18 protein-coding genes are annotated in these 21349 nt (G+C 59.9%); 11 read left to right on the top strand and 7 right to left on the bottom strand.

The window, feature by feature from the left end:
- Positions 1-30: 30 nt before the first annotated feature.
- The gene (locus NXC24_RS13715; RefSeq protein ID WP_104825163.1) at positions 31-762 is read right to left on the bottom strand and encodes a LuxR C-terminal-related transcriptional regulator; all 732 of its coding nucleotides are present in this window, start codon (positions 760-762) and stop codon (positions 31-33) included.
- Between the two features lie 431 nt (positions 763-1193).
- Between NXC24_RS13715 and NXC24_RS13710 the strand changes: the two genes are divergently transcribed.
- Positions 1194-2069, top strand: a complete 876-nt coding sequence (locus tag NXC24_RS13710; RefSeq protein WP_245463871.1) for a hypothetical protein — start codon at positions 1194-1196, stop codon at positions 2067-2069.
- Positions 2070-2084: 15 nt separating this feature from the next.
- On the opposite strand, the gene NXC24_RS13705 is transcribed toward NXC24_RS13710, so the two are convergent.
- On the bottom strand, positions 2085-2594 hold the full coding sequence (locus tag NXC24_RS13705) for a TIGR00645 family protein (RefSeq protein WP_104823794.1): 510 nt from the start codon (positions 2592-2594) through the stop codon (positions 2085-2087).
- Positions 2595-2770: 176 nt separating this feature from the next.
- On the opposite strand from NXC24_RS13705, the gene NXC24_RS13700 reads away from it, so the two are divergent.
- Positions 2771-4450 (top strand): formate--tetrahydrofolate ligase, encoded by a 1680-nt coding sequence (locus tag NXC24_RS13700; RefSeq protein ID WP_104823793.1) that lies wholly within the window; start codon positions 2771-2773, stop codon positions 4448-4450.
- Positions 4451-4506: 56 nt separating this feature from the next.
- On the opposite strand, the gene NXC24_RS13695 is transcribed toward NXC24_RS13700, so the two are convergent.
- Positions 4507-5343, bottom strand: coding sequence for an extensin family protein (locus tag NXC24_RS13695; protein WP_104823792.1), 837 nt, complete (start codon positions 5341-5343; stop codon positions 4507-4509).
- A 279-nt stretch (positions 5344-5622) separates the two neighbouring features.
- On the opposite strand from NXC24_RS13695, the gene NXC24_RS13690 reads away from it, so the two are divergent.
- The gene (locus NXC24_RS13690) at positions 5623-7845 is read left to right on the top strand and encodes a TonB-dependent hemoglobin/transferrin/lactoferrin family receptor (RefSeq protein WP_104823791.1); all 2223 of its coding nucleotides are present in this window, start codon (positions 5623-5625) and stop codon (positions 7843-7845) included.
- A 95-nt stretch (positions 7846-7940) separates the two neighbouring features.
- Here NXC24_RS13690 and NXC24_RS13685 read toward each other — a convergent pair whose 3' ends face one another.
- A complete protein-coding gene (locus NXC24_RS13685; RefSeq protein WP_104823790.1) occupies positions 7941-8768 on the bottom strand; it encodes a helix-turn-helix transcriptional regulator in 828 nt (275 codons plus the stop codon).
- A 98-nt stretch (positions 8769-8866) separates the two neighbouring features.
- On the opposite strand from NXC24_RS13685, the gene NXC24_RS13680 reads away from it, so the two are divergent.
- From NXC24_RS13680 to NXC24_RS13665, 4 genes are all read left to right on the top strand, one after another.
- A complete protein-coding gene (locus NXC24_RS13680; RefSeq protein WP_104823789.1) occupies positions 8867-9763 on the top strand; it encodes an SDR family oxidoreductase in 897 nt (298 codons plus the stop codon).
- A 374-nt stretch (positions 9764-10137) separates the two neighbouring features.
- Complete coding sequence (locus NXC24_RS13675) at positions 10138-11661, top strand: ABC-F family ATP-binding cassette domain-containing protein (RefSeq protein ID WP_104823788.1); 1524 nt, start codon at positions 10138-10140, stop codon at positions 11659-11661.
- A gap of 252 nt (positions 11662-11913) precedes the next feature.
- The gene (locus NXC24_RS13670) at positions 11914-14103 is read left to right on the top strand and encodes an anthranilate synthase (RefSeq protein ID WP_104823787.1); all 2190 of its coding nucleotides are present in this window, start codon (positions 11914-11916) and stop codon (positions 14101-14103) included.
- 128 nt (positions 14104-14231) lie between these two features.
- Positions 14232-14936, top strand: a complete 705-nt coding sequence (locus NXC24_RS13665) for a TIGR02117 family protein (RefSeq protein WP_311319432.1) — start codon at positions 14232-14234, stop codon at positions 14934-14936.
- Between the two features lie 6 nt (positions 14937-14942).
- Here NXC24_RS13665 and bluB read toward each other — a convergent pair whose 3' ends face one another.
- Positions 14943-15701, bottom strand: coding sequence for a 5,6-dimethylbenzimidazole synthase (gene bluB, locus NXC24_RS13660; protein WP_245463869.1), 759 nt, complete (start codon positions 15699-15701; stop codon positions 14943-14945).
- Positions 15702-16063: 362 nt separating this feature from the next.
- Here bluB and NXC24_RS13655 point away from each other — a divergent pair, with 362 nt between their 5' ends.
- Together NXC24_RS13655 and queF are read left to right on the top strand one after the other, a co-directional pair.
- Positions 16064-16978, top strand: a complete 915-nt coding sequence (locus NXC24_RS13655) for a cation diffusion facilitator family transporter (RefSeq protein ID WP_104823785.1) — start codon at positions 16064-16066, stop codon at positions 16976-16978.
- Between the two features lies 1 nt (position 16979).
- Positions 16980-17444 (top strand): preQ(1) synthase, encoded by a 465-nt coding sequence (queF, locus tag NXC24_RS13650; protein WP_104823784.1) that lies wholly within the window; start codon positions 16980-16982, stop codon positions 17442-17444.
- 58 nt (positions 17445-17502) lie between these two features.
- Here the strand turns inward: queF and NXC24_RS13645 are convergent, their stop codons facing one another.
- The gene (locus tag NXC24_RS13645; RefSeq protein ID WP_104825161.1) at positions 17503-18285 is read right to left on the bottom strand and encodes a DUF2076 domain-containing protein; all 783 of its coding nucleotides are present in this window, start codon (positions 18283-18285) and stop codon (positions 17503-17505) included.
- A gap of 231 nt (positions 18286-18516) precedes the next feature.
- Here NXC24_RS13645 and NXC24_RS13640 point away from each other — a divergent pair, with 231 nt between their 5' ends.
- The gene (locus NXC24_RS13640) at positions 18517-19104 is read left to right on the top strand and encodes an ATP-dependent Clp protease proteolytic subunit (RefSeq protein WP_104823783.1); all 588 of its coding nucleotides are present in this window, start codon (positions 18517-18519) and stop codon (positions 19102-19104) included.
- Between the two features lie 72 nt (positions 19105-19176).
- Here the strand turns inward: NXC24_RS13640 and NXC24_RS13635 are convergent, their stop codons facing one another.
- The gene (locus NXC24_RS13635) at positions 19177-19560 is read right to left on the bottom strand and encodes a YciI family protein (protein ID WP_104823782.1); all 384 of its coding nucleotides are present in this window, start codon (positions 19558-19560) and stop codon (positions 19177-19179) included.
- A gap of 306 nt (positions 19561-19866) precedes the next feature.
- On the opposite strand from NXC24_RS13635, the gene NXC24_RS13625 reads away from it, so the two are divergent.
- Positions 19867-21051 carry a benzoate/H(+) symporter BenE family transporter gene (locus NXC24_RS13625; protein ID WP_104823780.1) on the top strand — a complete coding sequence of 395 codons (1185 nt, stop codon included), beginning with the start codon at positions 19867-19869 and terminating at the stop codon, positions 21049-21051.
- Positions 21052-21349: the final 298 nt, after the last annotated feature.

Raw genomic sequence — 21349 nt, 5'->3', positions numbered from 1 at the left:
GGCGGTCGTTAGTGGAATTTGGTAAAACGACTAGCTAATGAGCTTTAATCGGATGGCCTTGGCGACCAGCTGCGTGCGATTAACGCAATCGAGCTTCCGGATCGCATTGGTCATATAGGCGTTGACCGTGTGATCGGAGAGGGAAAGAATTTGGCCGATCTCGACTGAAGTTTTGCCCTGCGCCGTCCAGCGAACCACTTCCAGCTCCCTGGCGGAAAGCATATGCGGCACGGAACCGTCGTTGCGCTTGATGCAATTGTAGGTGTCGAGCCCTTGCAGCATGATCATGGTGAGCTCGTTGAGCTCGCTCTGCCCAAGACTGCTGCGATTGCCCATGAACCAGAAGACGAGGCGCTGTCCGTCAGAGGAATTGATGGGAATAACGATGCCCATCGTACAATTGTGGTTGGTGAAGAGTGTGCGCAGCTCGCGCGGCAGGTCCATGTCCTGGACGGCGCCCTTTTCCAGCAGGTGCCACGGGCGCGGCATGACAGAGTCCCGCGCACGCATCAACATGGAGCAGCGGCGGAGCAACTGGTAACGATCGAAATCACGCAGAAACTGCGGCGGCAGCGAGCCTTCGACGACAAGCGGCGCCAGCATGGAATCTTCCGAAGCCGGAGCGTTCATGAGGGCTACGTGGCTGAAACCGAAAGCGGAACTCGCACGCTCCAAAGCCTGTGCAAAAGCCGTCTGTGTGCGGGCCGTTGCCAACTCGGCGGAAAGCAATAATTGTCTCTCGGCGGTGATGATATAGGACATTTGGATATAGGCGCCCATAGCGTGTTATCGGTATCAAATACCGGATTTCCGGGCGAATGCTAGAGACAAATTTGCGACACCATTCAGAAATAATTCCATTTTCATATGTCTTAATATGGTAAAGTTCTGATTTGTATTACTTTTCCGAAAAGTGACATTTTCGAGCAAAAATCTTGCTGCCTTGACTTCTCCACTGCTGCACAGGTGTGAGCGTCGCTCACGTCCGGAAATGACAGGCGGCAATGTCGGCCGATCGGCCATGGGCGAGGGCCGACGGACGGCCATCAAGGCTTGCCTTGCGAAGGTCAAAAGCGATTGCTATCGGTCTTTCATAGCAATCGCTTCCAGGCTTCTAGTTTATGATCTTCCGTTTGTTCCCGCAGCATGTCGCTCGGCGTTGCCAAAGGGCCTTGTGGCTCCTGGCAACCGTTTTGCTTCTGTTGCCTTCCTTCACGCCTGCTGAGGCTGCCGGCGCTGGCGCCGGGCAATCCATGGACTTCATTCTGGTGCATGGTGACATGGCCTGGTGCCGCGCCAATAATAACTGCCCGGACTGGATCTCCGCCGAAGGGCAGATCATGGCGGATTCGCCGAAGAAATTGCAAAGGCTGCTGAAACGCCTCGGCGGCAGGAAATTGCCGATCATCGTCAGCTCGCCGGGCGGTGATGTTCGGGCGGCCATGGAGATGGCCTACGTCATTCGTAAGCAGAAACTTGCGATTGCTGTCGGCAGGACGCGTTCGCGCGATTGCTCCTATGCCGAGCCGATCTGTTCGGCTGCCCGCGCAAAGGATGGCTCCATCAGGGGCGAGACTTTTTCCCTCGGCGCCATCTGCTTTTCGGCGTGCCCGCTGTTTTTTGCCGGCGGCACCGAGCGTGTCTCCAGCCCCTTCGCGCTCCTTGGCGTTCATCAGATCACCACCACCTACAGCGAGGTGCGCGTCCAATACCGCACGGAATATGAATTGGTGAATGGCAAGCGAAAGGTCCTGTCCACACGGGAGGTGGGGCGCAAATTCGTCGGCAAGCACGATACGACCAAGCTCGATCGGAAACAGACGGCGAGGCTCGTCGGTTTTCTGAATGAGATGGGCGTTGATAAATCGCTTGTCGGCCTGATGCTCGGCACTCGGCCGAGTTCGATCCATCTCATCGCGCAGATGGATGCACTGAAGCTGCGATTGACGACGGAGCTTGCCGCTGCCGACCAACTCGTTGCCGCAAGGGACTGTAAGAGCAACCAATCGATTGCGGAGTGTGCTGTCCCGCCGGCCGCCTCGAGTGCCCCGGCAGCAGTCGGCGAATAACCGCGCTTTTAGGCCTCAGGCGTCCTTGCCTTTGGCCTTTGCCATGATCTTTTCGAGATAGCCGAGCAGAAGCGCCGAGACGACGAAGGCGAGGTGCATGATCGTCAGCCACATCAGCTTGCCGTTTTCATATTGGGTGGCGTTGAGAAATATCTGCAAGAGGTGGATCGACGAAATGGCGACGATGGAAGAAGCGACCTTGATCTTCAGGCTGCCGGAATCGAGCTTGCCGAGGAAAGAGACTTCGTCGTCGGCCTCGTCGAAGCGGCTGACGAAATTTTCGTAGCCGGAAATCATCACCATGACGATGAGGCTGGCCACCAGTGCGGCATCGATCAGGCCGAGAATGGCGAGAATCATATCCGCCTCGTCATACTCAAAGACGCCGGCGGCGACCTTCAGGAATTTGTAGCCGAACGAGACGCCATAGATGGCGAGCGCAGCCGCAAGGCCGAGATAGAAGACCACCAGAATCCAACGGCTGGAGAGAATGATGCGCTCGACCAGTAGTTCCAGGGACTTCATGCCTTATCCTTTTCCATTCGCTTTACAGCTCGCCCGCGAAAATAGGTCTGTCAGTGCTTTGCTGCAAGGCAGCATGGTTTCGGAAAGGACTGCAATCTGCGGCTATTCACAGTCGATATTTATTGGGCTATCCCGGCAGGGTGAATGCCTCCATGTTCAGGGCGGGAACGGGTGTTATGACAGCGGTGAAATCCGATATAGAAATCGCGCGCGCCGCGAAGAAATTGCCGATCGTCGAGATCGGCGCCAAGCTCGGCATTCCCGCTGAAGATCTCGCGCCTTACGGGCATGACAAGGCGAAGATCGGAGCGAAGTTCATCGCTTCGAAGGCGGGCAACAAGGACGGCAAGCTGATCCTCGTCACCGCCATCAATCCGACGCCGGCCGGCGAGGGGAAGACGACGACGACCGTTGGCCTCGGCGACGGCCTCAACCGTATCGGCAAGAAGGCGATCGTCTGCGTGCGTGAGGCCTCGCTCGGACCTTGCTTCGGCGTGAAGGGCGGCGCGGCGGGCGGCGGTTATGCGCAGGTCATCCCGATGGAAGACATCAACCTGCATTTCACCGGCGATTTCCACGCCGTCACTGCGGCGCACAATCTTTTGGCGGCGCTGATCGACAATCATATCTATTGGGGCAACGAACAGAATATCGATGTCCGCCGCATCACCTGGCGCCGCGCCATGGACATGAACGACCGGGCGCTGCGCGATGTCGTCACCTCGCTCGGTGGCGTGGCCAATGGTTTCCCGCGCGAGAGCGGTTTCGATATCACCGTCGCATCCGAAGTCATGGCGATCCTCTGCCTGGCTTCCGACCTGACAGATCTGGAAAAGCGGCTCGGCAACATCATCATCGGGTATCGTCGCGACCGTACGCCGGTCTACGCCCGCGACCTCAAGGCGGATGGGGCAATGTCGGTGCTGCTCAAGGATGCGATGCAGCCGAACCTGGTACAGACGCTGGAAAACAATCCGGCTTTGGTGCATGGCGGCCCCTTCGCCAACATCGCCCATGGCTGCAATTCGGTAATCGCCACGCGCACGGCGCTGAAGCTCGGTGACTATGTCGTGACCGAAGCGGGCTTCGGCGCCGATCTCGGCGCGGAAAAATTCTTCGATATCAAGTGCCGCAAGGCCGGCCTTTTTCCGGATGCTGCCGTTATCGTCGCAACGGTGCGGGCACTGAAAATGAATGGCGGTGTCAAGAGGGACGATCTCGGGCAGGAGAATGTCGCAGCCCTGGTGAAGGGCTGCGCCAATCTCGGCCGGCACGTCGCCAATGTCCGCAAATTCGGCGTGCCGGTCGTTGTTGCCATCAATCACTTCATCTCGGATACGGATGCGGAGATCGAGGCGCTGAAGAATTATGTGGCGCGTCTCGGCGCCGAGGCTATCCTCTGCCGCCACTGGGCCGAGGGATCGGCGGGGATCGAAGAGCTTGCCTATAAGGTGGTCGAGCTTGCCGAATCCGGCCAGGCGAAATTCCAGCCCCTCTATCCCGACAATCTCTCCCTGCTTGAAAAGATCGAGATCGTCGCCTCGAAGATCTATCACGCCGGCGAGGTGACCGCCGACAAGGCCGTGCGCGACCAACTGCGCTCCTGGGAGGATCAGGGCTACGGCCATCTGCCCGTCTGTATGGCGAAGACGCAATATTCCTTCTCCACGGACCCGAACGTCCGCGGCGCGCCGGAAGGTCATATTGTGCCCGTCCGCGAAGTGCGTCTCTCCGCCGGCGCCGGCTTCGTCGTCGTTATCACCGGCGAGATCATGACGATGCCGGGCCTGCCGAAATCACCGGCAGCAGAACGGATTTTCCTCAATGATCAGGGGTATATCGAGGGATTGTTTTAAGTTCTGATTCCAGTGCAACTGCGTCTGCGAATCCGCGGCCGGCTCAAGTCTGAGATTTAGTGGCAATATCTGAACTCGCCGTTCCTTTTCAGCACGTCCAGATGGAAATGCGTCTCGTGCGCGGCATCGCTGTCCGGGTCGAGGACGGTTCTGAAGTAAAGGCAGGCAGAGGCGCTGGCGCTGCGCTGGAACGCACCTGTCAGCGTCGGGTCTTCGTGGCGAGGCTCGATGCCGACGATCTTGCCGTTTTCGAAGGTGAAGCTGGCAATGTCGATGGCATTGCCGCGTGCATGTTCCGAAATCTTGCCGGTGGTGGCGTTGTTGCGCAGGCGGCAGATATAGGTCGAGGCCTGGTTGATCTCTGTAATCCGGCCATTGTCCTTCAGCGCGATTGCGGCGGCGGGGATCACGCTTTCCTTCATCCAGTGGGCTAGTGCCAGGGCGGCCTCGCAGCGCAGTGTGCCTTCCGGTTTCATCTTGATGCCCGGCAATGGTTCGGAGAGGGCAATCGGCTTGTCGATGCCGCAGCCGTTGCCATCATCGATGCGGGGAATGTCCTTGAATACCGCACCCATGGCACTCAATTCTCCAAGACAGGCCTGATGCTCTTCGTCCGATTCCGCTGCGATGGTCAGCGGTGGCTTTGGCGGCCCCTGCATTTCCTTGGCGGGTGGTTCGGTCTCGGAAGCCTCTGGTTTCGGTGCCGGCACCGGAAGATCGCTGGGCGGTTCAGTCTCGGAGGCCTCCGGTTTTTGAGCCGGTATCGGCAGGTCGCTGGGCGCCTGGGTTTGTTCGCTATCCGGCTTGGGCTGCGGCATCGGGCCGGTCTCGGGGAGGGAGGCGGCCGTCAACATGGCGACGGCGGTGGTGACGGAGATGATCCGGAACAGCATCAAGTATTTCACCCATTTCTAATAGCAACGCCGGGAGAAACGCTCGATGCAGCGATTTCGTTGCAATTCAGCAACTTTATTGGTTTGCATTAAAACATGATAATTTTATTCATGATTATTCTGGCTAAATATATTGACAATTATAGTCATGTTTTTTATGCGGCAGAAAGAAGGCGGAAATTGCTCCGCTTCGTTAACTAAAATGAACCCAGCCAGCCCCTTGCGTGCGTCAGAAGCACCAACCAGCCAGCCCGGTGAAGCAATTCGAAAGGAATGGTTATGGTTGTCCGGCGATCCCGCTCGGTTCTCTTGGCATGCACGGCGTTTCTGGCCTTTGGGCTCGGCACAGCCTCTTATGCGCAGACGGCAAATCAAAATGATACGACCACGGGCGAAGCGGCGGCGAAGAGCGATCGCGGAACGGAGCTGAAGCCGATCGTAGTCAAGGGGAAAGCGTCGAAAGACGTGCTCGCAGACTCGCCGACGACCACCGAGACGACAGCTCAGGAGATCGACGACAATCAGATCACCCGTATCGAGGACCTCGGCCGCAGTACTGAGGTCGGCGTCGGCTTCGATCGCACCAGCGGCAGCATCAATATTCGCGGCCTGGAAGACGACCGCGTGTTGACGACGATCGACGGTATCGAGGTCCCGTTCCTGCTCGACGGCGCGCGTGATGCGGATGGCGGCGTCAACAGTTTCGACTTCAACACGCTTTCGACAGTCGACATCGTACGGGGCTCCGATTCCAGCCGCGCTGGTTCCGGTGCCCTTGGCGGCGCTTTCGTGCTGCGCACGCTGGAGCCGGAAGACCTGATCGGCGCCAACGCCACCTGGGGCGGCGTCTTCAAACTCGGCTATAATGGCGACGACCGCAGCCTCGGCGGGTCAGCCGCCGTTGCCAAGCGCATCGACAATACCGCTGTCCTTTTCGAGGCCGGATATACGCACGGACATGAGCTGGAAAACAACGGCGACGTTGGCGGCTATTCCACCAAGCGCACTGAAGCCGATCCGGCCGACTACAACCAGCGCAACGGCCTCTTCAAGATCCGCCAATACACCGATGTCGGCACCTTCGGCATCACGGCGGAGCACTTCAACAAGGATACGGATACCGATTGGCGCAGCAAGCAGAGCCCGACCGGCAACTTCCGCCCCGGCAACTATGATGAGACCGACAATATCGAACGCAACCGCGTTTCGCTCGACTACAAATACGAAGCTGACAGCAAGGATTCTCTGATCGATACCGCCAATGCGGTTTTCTACTGGCAGAATTTGCTGCGCGAAAACGGCGCCGAAGGATATCGCTATACCTCCGTCATCGGCGATTATTGGCGCCGCAACGAGGTCGAAGATCGCAGCATCGGCTTCAACGGCAATGCTTCGAAGGCTTTCGACACCGGCAGCCTGCATCACAACGTCACCTTCGGCCTCGACGTTGCCTTCACCAAGACGCATCAATATTCAGCCGGCGGAGATAGCTGCAATCTTCCCCGTTGGCGCGCTACTTGCGCATTCCTGCACACCAACCAGTCTGATATGCCGGATGTTGACGGCAAGCGCGTCGGCGCCTTCGTCGACGACAAGATCGAGATCGGTTCCAGCGGCTTCTCTTTGACGCCGGGCCTGCGCTTCGACTGGTATGACTATTCGCCAAAGAATACCGACGCCTATCGCGACAGCGCCAACTATACCAGCCTGCCATCCGGACAGTCCGATACCCGCTTCTCGCCGAAGCTGCGCGCCGCGTATCAGCCGCAGGATAATGTCGAGCTTTATGCGCAATGGGCCATGGGTTTCCGTGCGCCGAATGTTAGCGAACTCTACCTGAACTATGGCGTCCCCGGCGGCTATGTCAGCTACGGTAATCCCGATCTGAAGCCGGAAACCAGCAATGGCGTCGAAATCGGCGCGAATCTCGGCGACGACGATTTCGGCGGCCATATCGGCGGGTTCTATAACAAGTACAAGAACTTCATCGACAGCGAGACTTCCGTTGATCCGACGGGCACTTATCCGCTGGGGATCACCGAGTATTTCAACCGCGCCAATGTCCGCATCTTCGGCATCGAGGTCAATGCGCACAAGAAGTTCGACAACGGCATCCATATCAAGGGTGCGCTCGCCTATGCCAATGGCAAGGACTCCGACACTGGCGAATGGCTCGACTCCGTCGCTCCGGCGAAGGCTGCCTTCACCCTCGGCTATGCCACGGAGATCTGGGGAACCGACCTGACCTTCATCACGGCGACGAGCGAACCGAAGAAGGATGGCGACAGCTTCCGCACGCCGGGCTACGGCATCTTCGATCTGACGGGATGGTGGGAGCCGGAGCAGGTGAAGGGTCTGACGCTGCGCGCCGGCGTCTACAACATCTTCAACAAGACCTATTACGACGCACTCAATGTCGCTTCGACCAGCCTGACCCAGCCGCACGAATTCTATTCGGAACCGGGCCGGACCTTCAAGCTGACGCTGACGCAGAAGTTCTAAGCGATCTCATCGTTATGGCAGAAAGGGCGGTGCTTCGGCATCGCCCTTTTTCTATTTTCTGGCCTTCGTGCTGTCTGTATTGCCGGGTCGACTGGTCAGGCCTGCTTCGCGAGCAGCGATCTCACCTTGTCTACATCCGACGATGTCGCGGGATTATAGACCACCATGCCGAGATCGGGCCTGCCGTCGACCGTAAAACTCGAATATTCAAGGGCGATCGGACCGGCGGTCGGATGATGCAGGTGTTTGGTGCCCTCGCCATAGCTGCGCACGTCATTGTCGCGCCACATCGCCTCGAATTCCGGGCTTCGGCGGCTGAGATCCTCGACCAGACCTTTGACGTTTTCGGCGGCTCCGGCCCGGGCCACCTCAGTGCGGAACGCTGCCACGATGAAGCGGGCATCGGCCTCCCATTCCGGCATGGCGTTGCGCACACGGGAACTGGAGAAAACGAGACGCAGAATGTTGCGTTCTTCCGGCGGGATATCGCCATAGTTGGCGAGCACGACCGAAGCGGCACGGTTCCAGGCGATGATGTCCCAGGTGGAATTCTTCACAAGCGCCGGGCTGAGCTCCAGCGAGTCCAGCACGCGTTGAAGCCGTGGCGTCACACCTTCTGCCGGCTGGTAACGGACCTCGGGCGGCCGGCCCAAGGCGAGCAGGAAGAGGTGCTCGCGCTCGACATTTGTCAGCATCAGGGCGCGGGTGATCCGGTCCAGTACATCGGCCGAGGGCGCGCCGCCGCGGCCTTGTTCGAGCCATGTGTACCATGTCGCGCTGATATTGGCGCGCTGTGCCACTTCCTCGCGCCTCAGCCCGGCCGTTCGCCTGCGCCCCGGCGGAAGGCCAAAAGCGGTCGGATCGAGCTTGGTGCGGCGATCCCGGAGGTAGGTTCCAAGCGGGTTGTGGTCTGCGGCCGGCATGTTCGTCCTGTTAGTCATTATAACCGTATAAGGTCACTACTTTACCCTGATAATTGATCCGTGGATAGTGTTCTCAGTTTGAACCTGGAGAATTTCCCATGCGTGTTTTTGTTACCGGCGCGACCGGTTTCGTAGGGTCCGCTGTTGTTGCTGAATTGATCGATGCCGGCCATCGGGTACTCGGTCTCACCCGCTCTGAGGCCGGTGCCAAATCTCTTGTCGCCGCAGGTGCCGAAGTGCATCGAGGCGATCTTGAAGATCTGGAAAGCCTGCGCAACGGCGCGGCCGCTTCGGATGGCGTGATCCATACTGGTTTCAATCACGACTTCTCGAAAATTGCGGAAAATTGCGAGATGGACAGGCGCGTTATTGAGGCACTCGGCTCGGCGCTGGCGGGTTCCGACCGCCGCCTGATCGTTACCTCCGGGACCGGGCTGCTTTCGCCGGGTCGTCTCGCGACCGAAGACCAGATTCCGGAATTCGGTCCCGCTTCGTTTCCTCGCGTCGCTTCCGAACAGGCGGTTTTGTCGATTGCCGCGAAAGGGGTGCGCGCATCGGCGATGCGGCTTCCTCCCTCGGTCCACGGCGTCGGCGATCATGGTTTCGTTCCGATCCTCATCCGCATCGCCCGCGAGAAAGGTGTTTCCGCCTATATCGGCGAAGGGCAGAACCTCTGGCCGGCAGTGCATCGGCTCGACGCCGCCCGTCTCTACCGGCTTGCGCTTGAGACGGAGGCCGGGGCCGCCCGATACCACGGCATCGCCGAAGAGGGCGTGCCGTTCCGGGAGATCGCCGGCGTGATCGGCCGCCGCCTGAACCTGCCGGTCGTCAGCAAGACGCAGGTGGAGGCCGCAGAGCACTTCGGTTGGTTCGCACATTTTGCCGGACTCGATTGCCCGGCCTCCAGCCAAAGGACGCGGGAATTGCTGGGATGGCTGCCGGAGCAGCCCGGCCTCCTTCAGGACATCGATCGAGACGAATATTTCGCAGCCTGAGCAATTGGACGAAGCCGGGCGCATGCTCAGCTTCGTCGTCCCGAACATCGGATTGCCCGTAAACGCCGCGCGATTGTCTATCACAGCGTTCAATGCTATCAAGGCAGCGCAACCTATTGAGAGAGGAGGACCGCATGATGACGTTTGTCTGGCGTAATCGCCAGTTCGGTCCGACTCATGCCCTGCAAATGCGTTTGCAGGGCTGATCAGAGGCTGTCTCTCACTCATTTCCTCCTGGTCTGCCCCTGTTGGGTAATGCGGCGCTGAATTTTTGCGTTCAAGCGGCCGTATCACGACATCTACCGAGCAACTTCAGCATCACATGGCGATAAGGCGCCTGTTGCTGGCTTGCTTGGTCGGACCGGAAGAAAACCATGACTCTGATCAATCTCCGCAATTTCGGCATCACCCTGGGTGTGCCGCTTATCTCCAATCTGAATTTCACCGTCAGCGCCGGCGACCGCATCGGCCTCGTTGCCGCAAATGGCCGGGGGAAATCCACGCTGCTCAATTGCATCGCCGGCAGGCTGGAGCCAACGGTGGGCGACATTACCCGTTCGCGCGGCCTTCGGGTTGGATATGTCGAACAGAATGTGCCCGCCGCTCTGGCTGACATGTCTTTCCACGATGCGGTACTTCGCGCTCTGCCGGCCGAACAAGCCGAGAGCGAGGGCTGGCGCGTCGACGTCGTTCTGGATTCGCTCGACGTCCCGCAGGCGCTGCGGGAGAGGGCGCTTGCCAATCTCAGCGGTGGTTGGCAGCGGCTTGCCATGCTCGCCCGTGTCTGGGTAACCGAGCCGGACGTCCTGCTGCTGGATGAGCCGACCAACCATCTCGATCTCGCCAAGATCGCGCTGCTCGAAGATTGGTTGAACGCTCTGCCACGCGATGTGCCGGTTCTGATATCGAGCCACGACCGCGCCTTTCTCGATGCCGTCACCAACCGCACACTGTTCCTGCGTCAGGAACAATCGGCGGCCTACGCCTTGCCCTATGGCCCGGCACGGGCAGTGTTGGACGAGGCCGACGCCTCGGATGAGCGGCGTTACCAGAAGGACATGAAGACGGCGCAGCAACTGCGCAAGCAGGCGGCCAAGCTTAACAATCTCGGCATCAATTCCGGCAGCGACCTGCTGACGGTGAAGACGAAGCAGCTCAAGGCACGCGCCGAGCGGCTGGAGGATGCGGCACGGCCGGGCCACCAAGAGCGTTCGTCCGGCGCAATCAAGCTCGCCAATCGCGGCATTCAGGCCAAGATATTGGTGACGCTGGACGATGCGTCCGTCGAGACGCCGGATGGCACATTGTTGTTCAAGACCGGCAAACGCTGGATCTGCCAGGGCGATCGCATCGTCCTGCTTGGCCATAATGGGGCGGGCAAGACCCGGCTTATCGAGATGATCCGCAAGGCTATTGCCGATCAGAGCGCACCGGGGGCGATCAAGGCAACACCTTCGCTGGCGCTAGGCTATAGCGATCAGGCGCTCTCCAATCTCGATCCGGACGATATGCCGCTCGGGGTCATTACGCGGCTGTTCGAACTCGGCGAACAGCGGGCGCGCACGCTGCTCGCTGGTGCGGGCATGGGTGTCGACATGCAAGGCCGTGCCATCGGCAGGCTTTCGGGCGGCCAGAAGGCGCGCTTGTCCATACTGGTGCTCCGGCTAACCAATCCGAACTTCTACCTGCTCGATGAGCCGACCAACCATCTCGATATCGATGGGCAGGAAGCGCTGGAAGGTGAGCTGATGGCGCAGGAGGCAAGTTGCCTGCTTGTTTCTCACGATCGCAGCTTCGTGCGCGCCGTCGGCAATCGCTTTTGGCTTATAGACCGAAAACGGTTGATCGAAGTCGATGGACCGGAGGAGTTTTTCGCAGCGGCTGGGCGGCAGATTTAAAAGGCGAGGGCAGAGGCGAACATCGTTTCTGCCCGTTCCCTGAGATTGCGGCTTGCGCATCACCTCATCTCACGCTAACAATTCCCGCCATGAACATGTCCTTGAACAACATTGCAGTTTGGTGGTGGGCACGCTGAAGCGGCCTCGACCAATCGTGTTCAAAGACGACGAGTGAGCCGCCCGAAAATTCGAGGCGGCTTTTTTGTTATAAAGGCCGCCTGTCATCCGGGCCCGACAACGGAGTGAGGAACAATGGTAACGATCCTTCGGGATGATGGTGCGGAAATCTACGAGACGAAGGGCGGGATCACCGTCACCCGGCAGCGCCGGCCGACGCCTTATGCGGATGCGGTTTCGTCCTATATCGACAAGCTCGACGAGCGCCGCGGCGCGGTGTTTTCGTCGAACTACGAATATCCCGGCCGCTACACCCGTTGGGATACCGCCATCGTCGATCCGCCGCTTGGTCTTTCCTGCAATGGACGCAATGTCTGGATCGAAGCTTATAACGAGCGTGGCGAGGTCATTCTCGGCTTCATCGCGGAGAAGCTGAAGACCGTTTCCGAGGTCGTGCTTGGTGCCTCAACGCCGCGCCGGCTCGATCTGGCGGTAAAGATGCCGGATCGTGTCTTCACTGAGGAAGAGCGCTCGAAGATGCCGACCGTCTTCACGGTGCTGCGCGCCGTGACCGATCTCTTCTACTCGCAGGCCGACGCCAGCATCGGCTTCTACGGTGCCTTCGGCTACGATCTCGCTTTCCAGTTTGATGCGATCGATCTGAAGCTCAAGCGTCCCGACGATCAGCGCGACATGGTGCTTTATCTGCCGGACGAAATCCTGGTGGTCGACAACTACTCCGCTAAGGCCTGGATCGATCGTTACGATTTCGCCAAGGGCGGCGTCTCCACCGAAGGCAAGTCCGGCGACATCGCTGCCGAGCCGTTCCGTCAGACGAGCACCATTCCCCCGAAGAGCGATCATCGCCCCGGCGAATATGCCGAGCTGGTGGTCAAGGCGAAGGAAAGTTTCCGCAAGGGCGATCTCTTCGAAGTCGTTCCGGGCCAGAAGTTCATGGAACGCTGCGAGAGCAAGCCCTCCGATATCTCCAAGCGGCTGAAAGCGATCAATCCGTCTCCCTATTCCTTCTTCATCAATCTCGGCAATCAGGAATATCTCGTCGGCGCTTCGCCGGAAATGTTCGTTCGCGTCTCGGGCCGCCGCATCGAAACCTGCCCGATCTCCGGCACGATCAAGCGCGGCGACGATCCGATCGCCGACAGCGAGCAGATCCTGAAGCTTTTGAATTCCAAGAAGGACGAGTCCGAGCTGACCATGTGCTCGGACGTCGACCGTAACGACAAGAGCCGCGTCTGCGAGCCAGGCTCGGTGAAGGTCATCGGCCGCCGGCAGATCGAGATGTATTCGCGGTTGATCCACACGGTCGACCATATCGAGGGCCGCCTGCGCGACGATATGGATGCTTTTGACGGGTTCCTCAGCCACGCTTGGGCCGTCACCGTCACCGGCGCACCGAAGCTATGGGCAATGCGCTTTATCGAGAACCATGAAAAGAGCCCGCGCGCATGGTATGGCGGCGCGATCGGCATGGTCGGCTTCAACGGCGACATGAATACCGGCCTGACACTGCGCACCGTGCGCATCAAGGACGGCATTGCCGAGGTTCGTGCTGGCGCTACATTGCTGAACGACTCCATCCCAGAAGAAGAAGAAGCAGAAACCGAATTGAAGGCATCCGCCATGTTGTCCGCTATCCGTGATGCCAAGGCTGCGAATTCCGGCAAGCAGCAGCGCGACGTCGCCTCGGTCGGCAAGGGCGTGAAGATCCTGCTCGTAGACCATGAAGACAGTTTCGTGCACACGCTGGCGAATTACTTCCGCCAGACCGGTGCGACGGTTTCGACCGTGCGTACGCCCGTGCCGGAAGAGGTTTTCGACCGGCTGGATCCGGATTTGGTCGTGCTGTCGCCAGGTCCCGGCAACCCGAAAGATTTCGATTGCAAGGCGACCATCAAAAAGACGAGGGCGCGCAATCTGCCGATCTTCGGCGTCTGCCTGGGCTTGCAGGCGCTTGCCGAAGCCTATGGCGGCGAGCTACGCCATCTGGCGATCCCGATGCATGGCAAGCCCTCACGCATCCGCGTGTTGGAGCCCGGTCTGGTTTTCTCTGGCCTCGGCCGTGAGGTGACCGTCGGGCGCTATCATTCGATCTTTGCCGATCCGTCCAGCTTGCCGCGTGACTTCATGATCACGGCCGAAAGCGAGGACGGCACGATCATGGGCATCGAGCATGTGAAGGAGCCGATCGCGGCCGTGCAGTTCCATCCGGAATCGATCATGACGCTCGGCGGCGATGCCGGCATGCGGATGATCGAGAACGTCGTCGCTCATCTGGCGCGGCGGGCAAAAACCAAGGCTGCGTGACGCAAAATCGCAGCCACTGATGCTTGAACAAACCCGTGCACACGAAAAAAGTGCATGGGGATGTTTTTTGCCTTGAAAGAGGCCAACAAGCCCTGAAGACATTCAATGTCGGTAGGGGCTTACGGTCGGTGATTTCAAAGATATTCAAACGCGTTCTGATCGCGATACTTGCGCTTGTCGTGATCGTCGTCCTCGGCATCGTGGTGCCGCGTCCGCTCTGGCATGATGGGCCGGCGGTGCCGGAGCGCTCGCGTCGCATCCTCGTGCTCAGCAATCCCATCCACACGGATATCGCCATTCCCGTCGATGCCGATCTCTTGAGCCGCTTTGCGTTCCTGCGGACAGCCGGGCTCGATCTCGACAACCCGAACCTGCACTACCTCATTTTCGGCTGGGGCGGCAGGAGTTTCTATACCGAGACGCGGACCTGGGCGGATCTGAAGACAGGGCCGGTGCTGAAGAGCTTTACCTTGGATCGGTCTGTCATTCATGCGGAACTGGCCGGTGAGATACCCGAAAGTGCGCCCGGTGTGACCGTGCTCAACATCGATGACGGCGGGCTTAAGCGATTGCAGCAATTCATCCTGGGCAGTCTCGTGCAGGCGGATAGCGGGCCGGTGTCCTTGCCGGGTAGCAACTACAGCGAGAATGATGCATTCTTCGAGGCGCGGGGATATTTCAATGCGCTGATGGGGTGCAATACGTGGACGGCGGCGGGGTTGAGGCAAGCGGGATTGACTTCGGGCCTATGGACGGCGCTGCCCTGGATGTTGCGGCTGTCGCTCAGCCTGCATAATGATCGCGATCGTTTCGCGTCCACTAAGATGGATTAGCGCTGATCAAGGCTGCTCGGAAGTGTCCTGATCGTTCCGCCAGCACTCCTCGAAAATCAACTTGTCGAGCGGCAGGCGGTCGCGCCATCCCTTCACTGCCAGCTCGGGCATGTCGTAGAGTTCGTCGACGTAACCGATGCACAGCCATGCGACGATTTTGACGTGCTCCGGTATGTTCAGGATGCCCTTGATAGCGTCCTCATGAAAAATGCTCACCCAGCCGACCCCGACACCTTCGGCGCGGGCGGCAAGCCAGAGATTTTGAACGGCGCAGACCGTCGAATAGACGTCCGTTGCGGGATTGTGCGTTCGCCCGAGCACAACAGGTCCGCCGCGCCGGGTATCGCAGGTGATGCAGATACTGAGCGGCGCCTTGCGGATGCCTTCGAGTTTCAGCCGCTGATATTGCGCGCGGCGATCGCCTTCGAACATCCGGCAGGCTTCTTCGTTCGCCTGGTTGAAAGCCTGCCACACGCGGTCCCGCGTCTCCGGTTGCCGGATCAGAATGAAGTTCCACGGCTGCATGAAACCGACGGACGGCGCGCGATGGGCTGCCTCGAGCAGCCGTCTCACGAGATCTTCGGGCAGGGGATCAGACCGGAACTGATCGCGGACGTCGCGGCGGGTTTCGATGGCGCGGTAGACGGCGGCGCGTTCCTCCTCCGAAAACGCACAGGCTGCTATCAGATGATCCGCTTCCTTTGGCGACACATCGGCGAGCGAAGCGGTGTCGTACGAATGAGAGGGTTCATCAAGAGCGGGCATGTTCCACCGTGGATTTGGAGGGAGCGGCGACGTTTCGTGGCGGAATGCCGTTCGCTGGGGCTTAATGGGTTGCTGTATAGCTCAGTGCGCGCTCGCACGGGAAGGTGCCATCATGATTTTCACAGGCAAGCATAGGATCGGCCGGCAATCGCCCTTGCCGCTCGACTTTGTTTAAGCGGGCCATTTGGGATAAATTGTGATGCGCTAGGCCCGAGCCGTCCTTTGACAAATGGTGTATTCTGCATCATATGAGCCTCAATAAGCCGCCTGCGCGATTTTCGCGCGGGCGGTTTTGCATTTGAATGGCGCGGTTCTTGCAATTCGTTCGCATATGCAGGCGCGCATCCGCATTGGAGAAACGCATGAACGGACAGGGCAACCAGACGATACGGCGGCTGGCCCTCTGGGGCATTCCGCTATCGCTAGGCGTCATGGCGCTGAAGATGGTCGCTTGGTGGGTCACGGGCTCCGTCGCGCTGTTGTCGGACGGTCTGGAGTCCTTCGTCAATGTCGTGGCCGCTTTCATCGCTTTCTTCGTCATCCGCTATGCGCAGAAGCCGGCGGATCATGACCATCCCTTCGGCCACCATAAGGCGGAATATCTCTCGGCCGTCACCGAGGGTGCGATGATCGTCGTCGCTGCGCTGATGATCGTACAGGAGGCGGTGGGGCATTTGAGCAATCCGCAACCGCTGCAGGCGCCTGCCCTCGGTCTTGCCATCAACTTTGCCGCCGGTATCATCAATGCCCTGTGGGCACTGACTTTGATCCGCGCCGGGCACGAACACCGCTCGCCGGCGCTGACGGCGGATGGGCAGCACATCATGTCCGATGTCTATACGTCGGTTGGTGTGCTCATCGGCCTGCTGCTGGCGCTTGGCACCGGCTACCCGATCTTCGACCCGGTGCTTGCAATTCTCGTCGCCGTCAACATTCTCTATCAAGGCTGGAAAGTCATCTCCAATTCCATCGACGGGCTGATGGACAAGGCCGTCCTGCCCGAAGAGGAAGCGGTGATCAAGGAGGCGATCGCGACGCATGCCAACGGCTCTCTCGGCGTGCATGATCTGAAGACGCGCCGGGCGGGTGCCGTCACTTTCGTCGACTTCCACCTAGTCGTGCCAGCGGCGATGCCGGTCCGCGAGGCCCATCGCATTTGCGACCGCCTTGAAGACGCCATACGGGCGATCCATGCGGGCGCAGAAATAACCATTCACGTGGAGCCCGAGGGCGAGAAGGCCCATGGCATCCGCGTTAAAGTGATCAAGGAGACCTAAGATGCCTACAACGGATGTTTCCGGCCTGTCGATGCTCGGCAGCCAGACCGAAACGGCCGCGAACCCCGAAGCTGCCGTTCTCGAAAAAGTGCCGTCCGGCCATGCCGGCACGGACTATGTCGTGCGTTTCACCGCACCGGAATTCACCTCGCTCTGCCCGATGACCGGACAGCCGGATTTTGCTCATATCGTCATCGACTATGTGCCCAACGAATGGCTGGTGGAATCGAAGTCGCTGAAGCTCTTCCTGCATTCCTTCCGCAACCACGGCGCCTTCCATGAGGATTGCTCGATCTACATCGCCAAGCGGCTGGTCGAATTGCTGGAGCCGAAGTGGCTGCGCATCGGTGCCTACTGGTATCCCCGAGGCGGTATCCCGATCGATGTATTCTGGCAGACGGGCAAGCCGCCCGAGGGCGTGTGGCTACCGGATCAGGGCGTGCAACCCTATCGCGGGCGTGGCTGAAATTGAAAAAGCCCCCCTCCGAAGGGAGGGCGGCTTTTGTCATTAGAGGCGATCGGTATTACGCGAACGAGCTGTCGTCGCCGCCATTGTCCGACGAATCATCGTAGTCGTCGTCCTGATCGTTCGAGGCGTAGTCGACATTGGTCTGATCATTGTCGTTCTGATCGTTCTTGTCGTCGTTGCCGAAATAGTTGTTGTTGATGATCGTTTCCTGAACCGGCTGTTCGGCTGCGTTGGCGGAAGTCCCGCCGAAAAGGCCGCCAAGGCCCGAGCCTGCCGCGGTGCCGCCGAGATGCGGGCTGAACAGGCTGGAGAGCGATTCCGCCAGCATCACGCCGCCGGCAACGCCTGCCGCCGTGCCAAGGGCGCCGCGCAGGAAGCTGCCGCCCGCGGAGGGAGCGCCGGCCTGCGGGTTCCAGGGACCGGTCGGCTGTTGCTGGCCGCCCCATGGGCCCGGTTGCGGAGCGTTGCGGGCATAATCGTCATAGAGACGGCCCTGCTGCTGCGGGGCTTGTGGAGCAGGGACGCGCTGCTGCTGGTTGCCGCCGAACAGCGAGCCGAGGCCGCCGAGGAAGCTGCCGCTCTGGGCCTGCGGGTGAGTGTCGGCGCCCTGCTGTTCCAGCTCGTGCACGCGTGCTTCGAGCTGCTGGATACGGTCGGCCGCAGCCTTCATGCCCTGTTCCTGTATGAGCACGGCTTGCGCAAGGAAATAGGGCGCATAGGGCTGCTCGCGAACCGATTGATTGATGAAGGCTTCCGCATCGGCATCGCGCTGGGTGCTCGCCGTAGTGCGGACGCGATCGAAGAGGGAAGCGAGCATTTGACGTTCTTCAGGCGACATGATGGCCTCCTTGGCGATCTGTTGCTGCAAATTCCGGGCGCGATTCTCGTCGCGCCCACCTGACGTAGGATGGAATTCCGGCTTTTCAAAGCCTCTTCAAGTTACAATTCGGTAATCCGCAACCATAACGCCATGCTTTCCCTGGCTATTCACGCCTTGCCTTTTTCCGGCATTGTTTTACGCATGGAGTCGCATTATGTGCGGTAGGATACATCTGCTGGAGACTTGCGAATGAACGACGAAGACGAACAGGAAGAAAAGACGAAAGAGCTGCCCTTGGGCAAGGACGCGGAGGCGAATCTTTTCAAATCGCGCTCGATCTTCATCTATGGCGGCATTACGCAGGAACTGGCGCAGAAGGTCTGCTCGCAGCTCGTGGCACTCGCGGCCGCCAGCGATGAGGATATCCGGATCTACGTGAATTCGCCCGGCGGCCACGTCGAATCCGGCGATTCCATTCACGATATGATCAAGTTCATCAAGCCGAAGGTCTGGATGATCGGTTCCGGCTGGGTCGCTTCCGCGGGTGCACTGATTTACGTCGCCGCCCCCAAGGAGCGCCGCATCTGCCTGCCGAACACCCGCTTCCTGCTGCACCAACCGTCCGGCGGTACCCGCGGCATGGCCTCCGATATCGAAATTCAGGCTCGCGAGATCATCAAGATGAACGAACGCCTGAACAAGATCTTCTCGGAAGCCACCGGCCAGCCGGTCGAGCGCATCGCCAAGGACACGGACCGCGACTACTGGCTGTCTGCGGAAGAGGCTAAGGCTTACGGCCTGGTTTCGCGGATCGTGACGTCGCAGGCCGAGATTTGATCTGACGGCTCTTTGCTCAGTCAAAGCGCCCTCGTTTGCCCAAAGGCAGGCGAGGGCGCTTTTGTGTTGGCGCTATTCCTCATCCCGCGATACCAGCGGCGCGCCGGGCAGATAAAGCGAAATCGGCCTGATCTCATAGACTGCCGTCGGATTGACGCGTCGGAGGTCGCGCGCGGCTGCGACCGCTGCCTCTAGCGTTGGAAAATCCACGACATAGAAGCCCAGCAATTGCTCCTTGGTTTCAGCAAAGGGGCCGTCCGTGACGATGCCGGCACCCTTGCCCCGCAGCGTCACCGCGCGTTCGGTCGGGCCAAGCCGCGCGGCCGGCCCCAGAGACTTTTCCTGAACGAGGCGATCATTCACCTGCAGGAGTTCGGTCATCAACGCCGCATCCTCCTCCTTGGTCCAGGATTCGACCACTCCCTCTTCGTGGTAGGCCAGGATAGCGTAATACATGGATCGTTCCCCCCTTTACGCACCTATCGATTTCAGCCGACTGAAATTCAGAAACCTAGATGCGTTTGACTACACAAGTTTGATGTTTCGTGCGCAATACCTATTCAAGCTCTTCTGCCAATCGAGGGGCGCTCTCTGGCCCGGATTGCCCTGGCGAAAATCGCCGCAGTCCGTCCGCTCGAAATGCGGCTGACCCCGTGCGTTGCCTGATACCGCTGCATTCTTTCGTCAAACTGCACTTGCACGACCGCCGCTTGTGATGCTCCATGCGCTTTCCACCGGATCCACGAGTCTCCAGCCGCCGCCATGCTCAAAGATTTTTCCGTCCAAAGCCTGTTCATGGGCTGCCTTACCGCCTTTGTCGGCTTTGCCAGTTCCTTCGCGGTCGTGCTGCATGGGTTGCAGGCGGTCGGCGCCACGGATGCGCAGGCCGCGTCCGGGTTGACGGCCCTGTCGATCGCGATGGGGCTCTGCGCCATCGTGCTCAGCCTGGCAACAAGGCTGCCGGTCAGCATTGCCTGGTCGACGCCGGGGGCAGCACTTCTGGCGAGTGCGGGCGCCATCGAGGGCGGCTTTCCGGTGGCGGTCGGCGCCTTTTTGATCTGTGCGGTGCTGATCGTGATTGCCGGCCTGTTCCGGCCGCTCGGACGCGCCGTCGCAGCTATTCCGGCGGCGCTGGCAAACGCCATGCTTGCCGGCGTCCTGCTCGGGCTTTGCTTTGCGCCTGTGAAGGCCATCGCCTTCGATCCATTGCTTGGCCTGCCCATTATCATCGCCTGGATCGTGGTTGGGGCCTTCAAACGGCTTTGGGCCGTTCCGGCGGCGCTTGCCGCTTTTGCGCTGGTGCTGGCTTTCGGCGTGAAGGTGCCCGATGGAGCGCTGGCATCGCTTGAGCATTCGCTGATGCCGAGCCTCGAACTGGTGAAGCCGACCTTCACGGTCGCCGGCCTCGTCTCCATCGCGCTGCCGCTTTTCATCGTCACCATGGCGTCGCAGAATATTCCGGGCATCGCGGTGCTGAAGGTCCACCACTATGATCCGAAGCCCGGCCCGCTCTTTGCCGTGACCGGCCTGTTTTCGCTGTTGAGCGCACCCTTCGGCGGCCATGCCGTCAATCTTGCCGCGATCACCGCCGCCATGTGCGCCGGGCAGGACGCCCATGCCGATCCAAAGCGGCGCTATTGGGCGGCAATCACCGCGGGGGTCGTCTACATCATCCTCGGATTGCTGGCAGGCGCCGTTACCGCCTTCGTGGCACTGGCGCCGCCGATCCTGATCGAAGCTGTCGCCGGCCTGGCGCTGGTCGGCGCTTTGTCCAACTCTGCCATGAATGCTTTTCAAAAGGCGGAATCGCGCGAGGCGGCCGCGATCACCTTCCTCGTCACGGCATCAGGCGTTTCCTTCGGTGGCATCTCGGGCGCCTTCTGGGGGCTGATCGCCGGCGGATTGATGATGGCGCTGTCGCATGGGGTGCAAGTGCTCAAACGGTGAGCAAGGGGTTGCTTCTTTTTTATGGCGCGGCTATAAGCGCGACCATGAAGACGACTGGCGCAAAGATTTCCGAACAGATTGCACGCGGGCGCGTTGCCCTGCGTGACAATACGCGCGCCCTTACTTCGCTTCTTCTTCTCGGCCTTACGCGCGGTTGCCGGGTCCTTTGAGGAGCGCTCGGCGGCCGTAGAGCCCGCCCGGCCATCGCTCCTCGCGACATATCCCCAAAATCGACAGTATACCCCGTAGCGGGTCCGTATTTGTCATCGCCAAGCCGCGTACGATCGGCTAAGACGCG

The sequence above is a fragment of the Rhizobium sp. NXC24 genome (assembly GCF_002944315.1).
In the GTDB taxonomy this organism is placed as follows: Bacteria; Pseudomonadota; Alphaproteobacteria; order Rhizobiales; family Rhizobiaceae; genus Rhizobium.
The sequence above is the reverse complement of the archived record's forward strand: the minus strand, read 5'-3'. Positions and strand labels throughout refer to the sequence as shown.